The sequence below is a fragment of the Thalassospira sp. genome (assembly GCF_002709775.1).
GTDB lineage: Bacteria > Pseudomonadota > Alphaproteobacteria > Rhodospirillales > Thalassospiraceae > Thalassospira.
In genome coordinates this window covers 14,543-27,568 of sequence record NZ_PAQR01000017.1, presented here as the reverse complement: position 1 = coordinate 27,568, position 13,026 = coordinate 14,543, and the positions used below count along the sequence as shown (strand labels likewise).

General features: G+C 54.0%; 7 protein-coding genes. 2 read left to right on the top strand and 5 right to left on the bottom strand.

All coding sequences use genetic code 11. From position 1 onward, the window contains the following. Window positions 1-228: 228 nt before the first annotated feature. Complete coding sequence (locus CMO10_RS08410; protein ID WP_297020677.1) at window positions 229-1,425, bottom strand: MFS transporter; 1,197 nt, start codon at window positions 1,423-1,425, stop codon at window positions 229-231. A gap of 354 nt (window positions 1,426-1,779) precedes the next feature. On the opposite strand from CMO10_RS08410, the gene cysD reads away from it, so the two are divergent. Both cysD and cysN read left to right on the top strand, forming a co-directional pair. Continuing rightward, a complete protein-coding gene (cysD, locus tag CMO10_RS08405; protein WP_297020708.1) occupies window positions 1,780-2,673 on the top strand; it encodes a sulfate adenylyltransferase subunit CysD in 894 nt (297 codons plus the stop codon). Beyond that, entirely contained in the window at window positions 2,673-4,592 is a 1,920-nt protein-coding gene (gene cysN / locus CMO10_RS08400; protein WP_297020674.1) for a sulfate adenylyltransferase subunit CysN, read from the top strand. Before cysD ends, cysN begins: the two co-directional genes overlap by 1 nt. Window positions 4,593-4,752: 160 nt before the next feature. On the opposite strand, the gene CMO10_RS08395 is transcribed toward cysN, so the two are convergent. The 4 genes from CMO10_RS08395 to CMO10_RS08380 form a co-directional block, all read right to left on the bottom strand. Further along, entirely contained in the window at window positions 4,753-7,275 is a 2,523-nt protein-coding gene (locus tag CMO10_RS08395; RefSeq protein WP_297020671.1) for a tectonin domain-containing protein, read from the bottom strand. Window positions 7,276-7,304: 29 nt separating this feature from the next. Beyond that, a complete protein-coding gene (locus CMO10_RS08390; RefSeq protein ID WP_297020669.1) occupies window positions 7,305-9,239 on the bottom strand; it encodes a hypothetical protein in 1,935 nt (644 codons plus the stop codon). 148 nt (window positions 9,240-9,387) lie between these two features. After that, the gene (locus CMO10_RS08385; RefSeq protein WP_297020667.1) at window positions 9,388-11,838 is read right to left on the bottom strand and encodes a tectonin domain-containing protein; all 2,451 of its coding nucleotides are present in this window, start codon (window positions 11,836-11,838) and stop codon (window positions 9,388-9,390) included. 196 nt (window positions 11,839-12,034) lie between these two features. Continuing rightward, window positions 12,035-13,012, bottom strand: coding sequence for an AraC family transcriptional regulator (locus CMO10_RS08380; RefSeq protein ID WP_297020665.1), 978 nt, complete (start codon window positions 13,010-13,012; stop codon window positions 12,035-12,037). Window positions 13,013-13,026 lie beyond the last annotated feature (14 nt).

Genomic DNA, 13,026 nt, shown 5'->3' with positions numbered 1-13,026 from the left:
TTATGTCCTTTAAATGGGGCTCTCCGCCCCCTAAAATCAAGTTCTTTTCAATACCAACATCAAATTTGAAATAAAATTACCCAAAATTCGCCAATCAAGCATAATTCCGGAATGCGAAATAAAGCCAAAAGTAGCAACCACTGATGTTTGCGCATGGCAGAACAGCGGCAGAAGAAAAGCTTCCACCGCTGTTGCGATACGCAATTTTTTTAAGATCTGGTGTTTATGCTACTCAGCGGCGCGCACATTGAAGCGCGGCAATGACAAAACAAGGCCCGAAACCAGCATGACAAGGCTGAGCACAAGAATAAGCCAGCTGGTTTGCGCCAGACTGCCAGTGAGCCCGACAAGAAGCCCCGCGATTGGCTGGGTCATATTGTTAAAGAGAATAATCACACCGGTTGTTTTGCCGTAATCCCGTGCCGGGATGATCTTTTGCCGGATGGTACGGATATAGATGTTAAACATCCCGTCAAATCCCAGCACCACGGCAAAGCCGACCATATAAAGCCAGTAATCGGGGCCGATTGCCGTCAAAACACCGCCAAGGAAAACCCCGGCAAATGATATGAGACCGATACGCCCCACCGAAAGGCGGCTCGCCCCGACCAGCATCAGAACCACAATGGTGAATGCCGCACCGACGGTCTGCAGCAAGGCGTAATGCTCCTCACTTTGGCCATGAAGCCCGGTGACCATCGCGGCCGACGTCGCAAGCGTGATGCCAAACACAAGGTTCACGCTGGCGGTCAGCGCGATCACACGTTTCAGTCCCGGCAGATGGATCAGATGCGAAAACGCTGTTTTAAACGGCGCAACCCAGGACGGGTTTTCATCCGTTGCCGTGATTGGTGTCTGATTGAAGTGACGCCATACCATCATGGAAAGCTCGGCAATGCCAAACAGGATCGCCGCAACAACCACAACCGTCTGCCAATTGCTGATCGCAAACAGGCTCGCGGCCAAAAGCGGGCCGAGAACGATACTCGCCTGATTGACGCTTTGTGAAACCGACTGGATTTTCTCAAACCGGGCATTGGCAAATATCTGCGGCAACAACACTTCGCGCGCCATGAAGCCCTGCGTGGTCAAAAGACCGCAAATCGCCGAAATACCGACAACCCAGCCAAGCCCGTCAAACAATGTAAAACCGATCAGGCCGAGCACGCAAACAACCGCACGCCCGATCTGACTAAGCTGCATTAACCGAAGCGGCGAATAACGATCTGAAAGAACTCCGCACACGGGATAAAACAGAACACGCGGCAGTGTTTCGGCCGCATAAGCCAAACCGGAAAGCGAGACACTTTGGGTGGTTTGATAAACCACCAGCGGCACGACGAACAAAAGAAACTGATCGGCAAGCCTTGCGGCAAACATGGACGTGAAGAACAGACTGGCAGGCTTTCGGATATCAAATCGCACCGCGAAGCATCCTTTTGAAATCAGTGCAAAAAGTCTGACGCCACCCTGCGTTGATTACACTGCCTCTAAAAGGCGCAATGTTGCATGGCTGCCGCGCAACTTTGGGTAGTGACTTTCATATACCCCCTGCGCGGACAGAGTCCTTGGGCGCAAATATGCTTGCCCTGTCGCACATTTCAAATTAAACACAGCAAAGAGTGTTGATAATTATTCGACTACAAAATTTTGTGTAAAAATTGAAATCACACTTGCGTTGCGGGACATTCCGTATTACCCATCAAAGCCAAGTGAAATACTTTTATAAACACAATATTTTGTGTTGATTTACCGTCAGGAAAGAGAATGCAGCCTAATCTGACCCATCTCCGCCAGCTTGAGGCAGAGAGTATCCACATCATCCGCGAGGTGGCGGCATCCTTTGAACGGCCGGTGATGCTTTATTCCATCGGCAAGGATTCATCGGTTCTGCTGCATCTGGCGCGCAAGGCCTTTTATCCGGCCCCGCCGCCCTTCCCGTTGATGCATGTCGATACCACCTGGAAATTCCGCGAAATGATCGAGTTTCGCGACCGGATGGCCGCTGAATACGGCTTTGACCTGATTGTTCATATCAATCAGGACGGCGTTGAGCAGGGCATTGGTCCGTTCACCCATGGCTCAAGCTTGCATACCGATGTCATGAAGACGGAATCGCTGAAACAGGCGCTGAACAAATACAAGTTCGATGCAGCCTTTGGCGGTGCGCGTCGTGACGAGGAAAAGGCGCGTGCCAAGGAACGTGTATTTTCCTTCCGGACCGAGACCCATCGCTGGGATCCGAAAAACCAGCGTCCGGAATTGTGGGATATCTATAACGCCCGGATCAACAAGGGTGAAAGCATCCGTGCTTTCCCGATCTCCAACTGGACCGAGCTTGATATCTGGCAATACATCTATCTTGAGCAGATCCCGATTGTGCCGCTTTATTATTCCGCCAAACGTCCGGTGGTCGAACGTGACGGCATGCTGATTATGGTCGATGATGACCGCATGCCGCTTAATCCGGGTGAAACACCTGAAATGAAATCGGTGCGGTTCAGAACCCTTGGCTGCTATCCGCTGACCGGGGCTGTTGAGTCCGAGGCGGCCACCCTTCCCGACATTATCCAGGAAATGCTTCTGACCCGTTCAAGCGAACGTCAGGGCCGCATGATTGACCACGACCAGGCCGGGTCGATGGAGAAGAAGAAGCAGGAAGGTTATTTCTGATGTCACATAAATCCGACCTGATTGCTGATGATATCTTGGGCTACCTCAAGGCCCAGGAAGAAAAAAGCCTTCTGCGTTTCATTACGTGTGGCAGCGTGGATGATGGTAAATCGACCCTGATCGGCCGTCTGCTTTGGGATTCCAAACTGATCTTTGAAGATCAGCTGGCTGCCCTTGAATCAGACAGCCGCAAAGTCGGCACCCAGGGCGGCGAGATTGATTTCGCCTTGCTGCTCGATGGTCTGCAGGCTGAACGCGAACAGGGCATCACCATTGATGTTGCCTATCGCTTCTTCTCGACCGACAAGCGCAAATTCATCGTCGCCGACACGCCAGGTCACGAACAATACACGCGCAACATGGCAACCGGCGCCTCGACCGCCGATGTAGCCGTCATCCTGATTGACGCACGTAAGGGCATTTTGACCCAGACCCGCCGTCACAGCTTCATCACGTCGCTTCTGGGGATCAAGCATGTGGTGCTGGCGGTCAACAAGATGGACCTGATCGACTATGACCAGTCAAAATTCGATCAGATCGTTGCCGAGTACAATGAATTCGCCAAGCAGCTGAACTATAGCTCGATCACCGCGATCCCGCTTTCGGCACTTCGTGGCGATAACATGATTGAGCCGAGTGCCAATACGCCCTGGTATTCCGGCCCGACGCTTCTGGCCCATCTTGAAGATGTGCAGGTCGAACAGGACGCGATTGAAAAGCCGTTCCGTCTTCCGGTGCAGTGGGTCAACCGCCCGAACCTTGATTTCCGTGGCTTTTCCGGCACGATTTCGTCTGGCCGCATCAAACCGGGTGACGAGATCGTCGTGACCGCATCGGGTCAGACCAGCAAGGTCAAGGAGATCGTCACCTTTGATGGTAATCTTGACGAAGCGATTGCCGGTCAGGCGATCACACTGACCCTTGAAGATGAAATCGACATTTCGCGTGGCGACGTTCTGGCCGAAGCAAAAGCAAAGCCGGACTTCGCCGATCAGTTCGAAGCCCGCATCATCTGGATGCATGAAGATCATCTTCTGCCCGGTCGCCCCTATCTGATCAAGATGGGCGCACAGATCGCCAACGCGCAGATCAGCGCGCTAAAATACAAGGTCAATGTCAACACGCTTGAACATGTGGCCGGCAAGACGCTTGAACTCAATGAAGTCGGCATTGCCAACATTTCGGCTGACAAGGCGCTTGCATTCGATCCTTATGACAAAAACCGTCATTCGGGCCGCTTCATCATCATTGACCGCTTTACCAACGCAACCGTTGGGGCGGGCATGGTCAACCATTCCCTGCGCCGTGCGACCAACATCAAATGGCAGGAAATGGACATCAACAAGGGGGCGCGTGCCTATCAGAAAGGCCAGAAATCGGCCATTCTGTGGTTCACCGGCCTGTCGGGTGCGGGCAAATCGACCGTTGCCAACCTGGTTGAGAAAAAGCTCCATGCCCTTGGCAAGCACACCTACACCCTTGATGGCGACAATGTGCGTCATGGCCTGAACAAGGATCTTGGCTTTACCGATGCCGACCGTGTGGAAAACATCCGCCGTGTGGGTGAAACGGCCAAGCTGTTTGTTGATGCCGGCGTAATCACGCTGGTCTCCTTCATCTCGCCGTTCAAAAGCGAACGTCAACTGGCGCGCAGCCTTGTCGAGGAAGGTGAATTCATCGAAGTCTTCATCGACACCCCGCTTGAGGTTTGCGAGCAGCGCGATGTGAAGGGGCTTTATAAAAAGGCCCGTGCCGGCGAGATCGCCAACTTCACCGGGATCGACAGCCCCTATGAGCGGCCGGAAAATGCCGAGATCGTGGTCAGCACCGCCGATCAGAGTGCCGAAGAAGCCGCCGAGATCATCGTCTCCAAGCTTGAAGAGTTCGGTGTTCTGGGGACCTGGTTCCCGGAAATCTGACCCGGCATCAAACTGACATTCAAGAAAACCCGGCAGGATCACCTGCCGGGTTTTCTGTTACCCGAAGACTGCGAAATCCCCGGGTAGGGGCATGGACGCGAGAAGCTTTGCCGATTGCATGTAATGGGGTACTCAATCGGTTTGGCTGAGGCTGCCCCTATTAGCGTGCGCGTTTGACCTCCGGCGTCGTATCATAGGTAATCCACGGTCGACCGGTGTGATCGACGGTCAGGTGGCTGATGTCGATATTGTTGACGGTGTCAAAACTCTGATTGGCGCTGTTCCATTTCGCCAGATCGTTATTGATGCGGATATAGACCGAACCATCGGCACCGACACTAATCGCCTGCGCTTCCTGACCGCTGCGCGGACGCAGGACAAAGTTCCGGCCATCCCACTGACGCACGTTATCGTTGCTATCAATGATCCAGATATCCTGTGCGCGACCAACGGCAACCTTGCTGATATTCACATCCGTCTGAATTTGGCGGAAGGTCAGGGAATTGGACGGCTTGCGATAAAGCCGGTTATTGCCGCTGGTAAAGCTGCACACGACATATAGCGTGTCATCTGGTGCAATGCCGAGATCCTCGATCGTGTTGCACGGATCATCATATTCGCGCAAAGATCCATCGAAATCGCGAAACAGCCCGACCACGGTCGTTTGCCCCGTCTCATTGACGTCAGCCCAGATGCCCCCTTCTGAGTCGACGACAAACCCGTCAATCTCATAGGAATTCGCCCCCAGTTGGGTCGACTTTGAGACAAAGGTCCGGCGACGCTCGTCATAGGTGGTGAATTTTCGATCCTGAAGACTATAGACATAGACAAGCTCGTCATTGCCTGCCTCGATCCAGGCTTCGCCGGTTGCAATATCGCCGTTATCAAGCGTGTCAAAGCGCATATTCTTGGAAAAGGTAATCGCAGACGGGCTGTCTGAAACCGGACTTTCGCTGGCGCCGCTACCGACCGTATCGCCGCTGCTGCGCGCAGCGATCATGCGATCTGCACTTTCATCCCGCTCGAAATAGGATGACGCATAAACGCTGCCGTTGATCGCAACAAACCACGGCAGACCATTCGGGCCACTGGCCACATCACGCGGTTCCTGCCCCAGAGTGGTTACCACCTCGAACGTTGCCCCGTCTTCTGCCAGACGCATCAAACGGCCCTGCTCGGACACAATCCAGACCCGGCCATCGGGACCGATGGAAATATCGCGCGCCTTTTGCGGCAAAAGCTTGCAGGGAAAGTCATCGCAACGCTGAACAAACCCGTCAGCATTGATCACCCAAACAACACCATCGGGCGATACGGCCACATCAATCCCCGAACCCTGTATCCGGTTAAACCGTTTGCTGCTTTCATCAAATTCAAACAGCGTCCCGGACGCATCAGAAATCACAACGGTCCCGTCTGATCCGATCGCGATGTTTGAGGCAGTTGCATCACGCACCTGTTCCCATTCGACACCGGTATTGAAAAACACCCGGCCCAGATTGGAAATCCCCCACGGCACACCTTCGGGACTCACTGCAATCCGCACAAGCGAGCCCGGGAAACTTTCGAAATCGCGGCGACTATTGGACCAACGCAGCACATTGCCATCTACATCAAGGGCAAAGATGCTGCCATCCTTGCCAATCGCAATGCGGTCAGCCGATTTGTTGGTGTCAAAGAACGTGACCGGATCATTGGCCGTGATGGATGCCTGATCGACCACACTCCCGCGGTCTTCGCTCGGCCTGCTGTCTTCAACCACCGCGGTTTGCGGCGCAACGGTCGGAGCAACAATTGATTGCGCGGACTGTACCGGGGCGGATGGGGTATCTACCGCAATCCCCTCGGCCGTGATCGAACGGGCATTCGCCGATCTGGCCTGCTGGTTTTGGGTTTGGGTTTGGTCGCCTGTCGATGAAACAGGCTTGTTGGTATAAAGATCGCCATCACCCTGAACGGCCCAGACGGCACTGTCCGGCGCGATCACAAGGCTGACCACGTCATTGATCCCGGCAAGTTTGCTCCAGACTTTCTGGCTGTCATTTAGCAGACGAATGTCACCTTCTGGGGTGGCGATCCCGACCTGCCCGGTGCCACCGGCGGCAATATCGCGCGCGCGGCCACTCCATGCCTGCCAGTTTTCACCATCAAAGGATTGTACCGTGCCATCAGGCGCAATGGCCCAAAGCATCCCGTCATAATCAAGGGAAAGGCGCACCGCCCTGCCCGAAACCGGTCGCCATTCACTACGCAGATCGTACCATTTGAAAATCGTGCCATCACTTTTGGCTATATAGACATTGCCAAGGGTATCGGCCGCGACATCGACAACGTCTTCTGCGCGGTTTTCCCACCACAGACCGTTATAGCGAAACACAGTCCCGCCGCCAGAAACCGCCCATGGCCGATTGCCTTCGGCCGCAGTGATGCGCTGCATTTTTCCCGACATCGGTCGCCAGCGAATTTCAACAAGATCCCACCGCCAGACCGTTCCATCACGACCGACCGCATAGGCCTGACCATCTGCATTCATGGCGAGATCAGCAACCGATCCCGAAAGGGCCGTCCACGGGGCGGCCGGGGCCGTTGATGTTTCCTGAGCCGCAAGCGGCAGCGTATCTGTCACGCCGAGATTGATCGCGAACGTGGCAAGCCCGATCAGGGCAAGCATCAGCTTTTTCAAACGCAATGTTCCTTCCAGCTAAGACCGTTTCACTGCATCAAGATGCGGGACTGAACCATGGCGATGTTGTCTTGAACGGTTTCATCTTCGTGCCAGGACACAAGATCGACGTCGCCAGAACGGAACTCTTCGAAGAATTCCTGACCCTGGATTTTATCGAGGATCTCGTTAAAGGCCGGACGCGGAGTAAACCAGTCCTTGTGACGGCGATGAAGGCGTTCAAGATCCTGTTCAAGCGGAGAAAGCTGCTCAAGCACAGCTTCCCGGCTTTCTTCGGATTGGCGGGCAAATTGCGGGCGACGCGGTGTTAGCAGGATCAGAACAGATCGCTCGAACTCACGTTCGGTCCGCTGCGAAAACAGCATGTTAAGCCCGGGAATATCCATCAGCAACGGCACACCATCGACGGACTTCGATGTTTCACGTTCGCTTAGGCCCCCCAGAATAAGCGTTTCGTCAAACCGCATGGTCACCGTCGAATTGACGTTGGTCTTGGTGGTGTCGAGACGGAATTCAAAGACAACCGAGTTTGACGGGTCGGTCAAAAAGGTACGCTCTGCCACGACATGCAAACGCAGCATATCGTCAGGCAAGATTTCGGGCGTGATCGCCAGTTTGACGCCGACTTCCTTTTGCACCGAGACACTGTCACCATTGCCACCGGAAACCGCCGCAGCCAGAATTTCCGTACCCGAAAAGAATTCGGATGTCTGACCGGTCTGCGCGACAAGGCTTGGCTTTGCCAGCACCTGATTGTCGGCATCCGCAGAGTTCGCGATATTCAGCGAATAGGTCACCGCCGGAATGGAAATCAAGCGCGTGATGGTTTGGGTGCTCTGCTCATAACCATTATCCAGATAGTCCTTGACCCGGTTCGACCCAATCGAATAGCCCGGCGTCCCCGAAAGCGGATCACCAAATTGCAGTTGCAATCCATTCAGCAAATTGACCCCGCGCGAATTACGCACGTCTTCCTGTGTCCCGATCAGGACTACATCGACCACCACCATGGATGTGTCGCTAAACGATCCGCCAGTCGCACCAACATCAACCGTCGGCAACTGTGATGTCGCCCCACCATAGGCTGATCCGCCGTAAGCCGACCCACCATAGGCCGAACCGGAACTTCCGTAAGACGGCTGGGAGGACTGGGACTGGATCGCATAAGGATCGGAGCTCTGAAACTGCGCCAGGAGAACCTGGGCGTCAGTATCATAAAAACTGTCCCAGCCAGAGACACGCCGCTCAAGCATTCTGACCTTGTAGGGGTCATCGACAGAAGCCCGATAACTATCAAGATAGTCACGCGCTGCCGCATCATTCATCGCCGCCAGACTGACCGTCATCGCCTTGACCACGTTGGGGTCCGTCGCCTTTTCCGGCGCAATGTCGATCAGGCGCTTAAGCGCCCCTTCGGCGGTTTCCGGATCATGGGCGTAATAGGATGCTGCCGCCAGATTATAAAGCACATGGGCGTCATCGCCGTAATGCTGGGCAACAGCGGCGAATTCAAGCTGTGCCAGCCCATAGCGGCGCTGATCCATATAAAGATGGCCGAGCTGATACTGGGCAACCAGATTACCCGGATCAAACTGAAGAGCCTGTTTGTAGCCCTGTTCCGCCAGCTCGAATTTGGATGCATCTCCGGACTTGCCCATCACGTGATAGACAAAGCCATTGAGGAACTGCAGATCCGAATTGGTGATATCCATCTTGAGCGCCACATTCACAAGCCGCGACGCTTCATCAAATTCGTTTGATTTCAATTTCCCGATGGTGGCGTTGACCAGTTCATGAATGACACTGGTGTTGCGCATTGCCGAAACTTCAAATGTTTCCCCTTGCGCATCCGATACCGGGTTCGAGGCAGAAAATCCCGTTTCCCCAAGCGTTTGGCAGCCTGTGAGCATCATCATGATCGGCAAGGCAGCACCAGAGAGACGAAGGTTTTTAATTGAAATCATGTCCGTAAAGCCTTTGGGGACCAATCATCGCCAAAACAAAGCGATGCATCCCGTCATTTCAAAACAGTGGTTTTCCGCGTGGGAAAAGAAAGGAAACAAGGAAGAAAGGGGGCAACGCCAAAACGTGCCCCCTTTTTCAGATCAGGGTTTAGCGCCAATGCGACGCTTTACCTGCTTTCGTGATACGCCAAAGCTGGTTTCCACCCGCAGCAACCCGGGCAGCATCGCCGTTATTGCCCTTCGCCGCCCAGTTTTTGGTGTCAGCCTGATAGGCATAGACTTTGCCATCCGTACCAACGACGTAGCTCAAACCGGACTGGAAGACGGCAACGTCCGTTGCGGCACCGCTCATGCGTTGCCATCTGTTGTCATCAAGCATCCAGATTTCCTTGTTGGCATTGACGGCCCAGACCTGATTGTCGCTTGCCACATCAAGGCTGGTCGCCTGTCCGGACTGGCGCATCCAGCGGTTGCTGATAAGGCGATAAATCGTCCCTTTATCATCAAGCATCCAGATGTTGCCATCGGCAGCAGCGATGTCGACTGCATTTGTGCTCTGGATGACGTTGATGCGATAGGGCGGACTGTTGCCATAGGCATAGAAGGTCTGCCCCTCATCATTGATGCCCCAAAGAACATTGCCGGCAACGGCAATACGTTTGGCCGCCAGACCAGAGATGTGCTCGAACTTTTCGGTCTGGTCGTTGAACATCATGACCCGGGAAGCTTCATCTGCCTCTGCAACATCACGGAATGTGATTAAGCCACCATCTACAGTCTGATGACGGTTAAGCAACAAGTCAGAAAGAATGAAAACCGAACCATCCGACGAAATTGCGATATCCCGCGCCGTCTGGTTGTAGTCGACCCATTTCGTCCCCATCACAGTCGGGGATGCCTTGGCAACATCCTTCATCAGGGACGCCCACTGCACCTGGTTCGGCTTGATCTGTTCCTGGGTCATCAGCGCCCAGTTCGTAACCAGCTCATTCTTGGTAGTTGGACGTTGCAACATCAAAGCCAGATTGACCGGGCGTTTGGCGATTTCCTGCGCATCATGAACAAGAGCTTCCTGCTTGATCATTTCACCGGTGTTTTCGGCAGCAATACTTGTCACAATCGCAGCGACCGTGACGGCAATGAAGGGAAGCGCAAAGCTTTTGGACATTATGCCAACATACCCGGTTACCTTTTTGAAGGCATAAGGCAATATCTGTTTGGCAAGACCTGCAGCTGCGCTCTTGAAGCCGGAAGAAACGGACTCCACACCTATCAAGGATGCATAGCCAAGAGTGATCACGGCGCTCGGTGCCAAATGCATTGATGAACTGACGAGTGTTTCAACCGATGGCGGCTTGTAGCCTACGTCATAAAGACGCGCCATGTTTGTGCGCATGTTGTTGGCACCTGCGCGCAGCTCCACACCACGCTTCCAGCTATCCCACGAACGGCTCATTTCCGTTGCGGTCAGTTGGCGGGTTTGCTGAATATAAACCGCAAAATATCCAAGGAAATCGCGTTCGTAGTTGGTTTTGGGCCCCTTGGTGATAATGTTTACAATCCGTTCATAGACCGCGACAAGAAGGGCTGGCGAGTCTTCGGGCGTTTCGCGGATGACCTGCATGGCTTCGGTGAAGTAGGATTCATCGGTGATTTTCTGCGCTTCCATATAGCGACGGATCACGCTTTCAACTGCATTCGGCGTGCTCAGAACATCTGCTGCGATCTCCATGCCGCCGGGGATTGCGAACAGACCATTGGTCGTACGTGGTGTACCTTCCCAGCGCATGGTCAAGAATTCGCAAGCATCGTTTGCTTTGACATGGCCTGCGGTACGCACGGAACCTTCCGGGCAGGTCCAGCAAGTCCCGCCATCAATGAAGTCGAAATGCTCGCCCGGGTTACAGGTCAGCGCGGCTTCCTTATTGGCAGCTGTCAGAAGTTCGTTACGAACACATGCTTTCGGATGGGTAACCGCTTCCCAGGTACGGATGGAGTTTTCCGGGCAGCTATAGCAACCGCCATTCGGATCGGCGAAGGTGCCGCTTGGGCAAACCGACCCCAAAAATTCTGCAGAACGCGCGGTTGCGAATACTTTGCCACACGCATCCCAGGCATCAACCGACGACATGGTACGGCTGTAGCCTGACGGGCATTTCCAGCATTCGCCGCCATTGCGCGGATCGTTAACACTGCCCGCAGGGCAGGTATTGTGGGATGAAACACGGCTTGCAGAAAGAAACTGCGGCGGGTTTACTGCCTTGGAGCAAGCGACATGGGAATCAACCGCATTGGCCGTACGGTTAAAGCCCGACGGACAAGTGAAGCAGGCCCAAAGTCCGACATCGAAAAATGAGCCGGGCGGACATTCACCTTTGGCCTGACCGATCTTTGTTGCCTTTTCAAACCCGCAAGGCTCCAGAAGCTTTCCGGTGAAAAGATCAGCCGCGCCACATTTCGCGTTACTGGTGATTGCACCGCGTTGCGTTTGATAGTTTTGGGCCTGGGCCGTATTGATATGCGAAAAGAATAGCAGTGCGAAGATACCGGCCAGGAAAAGACCTGTGTATCGCTTCGACTGCCAGACCAGATAAGCCATTGCTCGTTCCTTACCACTGCAGTTCGTCAATAGCAGCCGCTCGGGAACGGTTCATAAGAGACCGATTTAAAAGATTTTTCAGCGCCTGCCATGACGTGCTTTAGGTAATGACCGCCCGTCAGACAATCGCCGATTTACGTGACGTTTCTTTTTTGTCGTGAAGTGGATAGCGGTGTCCGAAGATGGATATTCCCACCTAACCCTGACGTGCAGTTTCCGTCGGGCGCTCGCCAAATTCTTGTGCATATTCCTGTGCGAAACGCCCCATATGCGCAAACCCCCATCGCCGGGCAATGGTCGCAATAGGCACCGTGCCATCACTCGACATCAGGTCATTACGGACAAGCTGCAGGCGAACCTTGCGGATATATTGTCGCGGCGTCAGGCCAAAGGCATCAACGAACCCACGCTGCAAGGTCCGGTAGCTACAGCCCGCAGTTTCCGACAGTGAAACCATATCAAGGGTCTCGGACGGGTTGGCATGGATGTATTCCTGCGCACGTTTGACATAACGCGGGACAACACGCGAAACCCCCTGCCCCGTCAGAAGGTCCTGCACGTTGCTTTTCAACTGGGTCAGGATCTGGGTCAGCAACAGGTCACGGGCTTGCGAGTTCACCAGCGTATTGTTTTGATCCATCAATCCGTGATTAAGCGAATTGGCCAGAAAGTCCATATATTGCGCGATCAGCTGACCGCCCGGGGTCGTAAAATCCGCGACCGGATCAAACTCGACCGGGAAAAGCCCCAGATGATCGCCGCCAAGGCTTTTGGCATGTTCGCGGATCCGCGTTTTGGAAAAAGGCAGGACATAGGAATAAAACTGTTCCTGATAGGCGGTTGCCTCGATCCCCAGATCGCGCATCATCCCCTGCCCGGTTGTCAGTTCCCACGTCCGGCCAAGATGGGTGATTTCACCCCAGCCTTCTGTCGGGACAAACAGCACCATCGTGTCATTGCTTTCCCCGGCGGACTGCCAATCAACACGGGCGGTCCCAAAGGTGCCATGCAAAAATGGCTGATCCCCGATCATGGCAAGCGCCATATCGGCATCAATCTCGTCACCCTTTCGATTGATCCTGAGTTGCACCGGGGAGGAAAAATCGGAAACAACGTCCTGTAATTCGGCCAGATCCTTCGACCGAATTACAGTAAACTTTGAATGCAATGCCATACGCTGTGCCATGC

Coding starts and splice junctions, on each gene's coding strand:
- cysN (WP_297020674.1), top strand. CDS start 2,673: ATGTCACATAAATCCGACCTGATTGCTGATGATATCTTGGGCTACCTC.
- CMO10_RS08390 (WP_297020669.1), bottom strand. CDS start 9,239: ATGATTTCAATTAAAAACCTTCGTCTCTCTGGTGCTGCCTTGCCGATC.
- CMO10_RS08385 (WP_297020667.1), bottom strand. CDS start 11,838: ATGGCTTATCTGGTCTGGCAGTCGAAGCGATACACAGGTCTTTTCCTG.
- CMO10_RS08380 (WP_297020665.1), bottom strand. CDS start 13,012: ATGGCATTGCATTCAAAGTTTACTGTAATTCGGTCGAAGGATCTGGCC.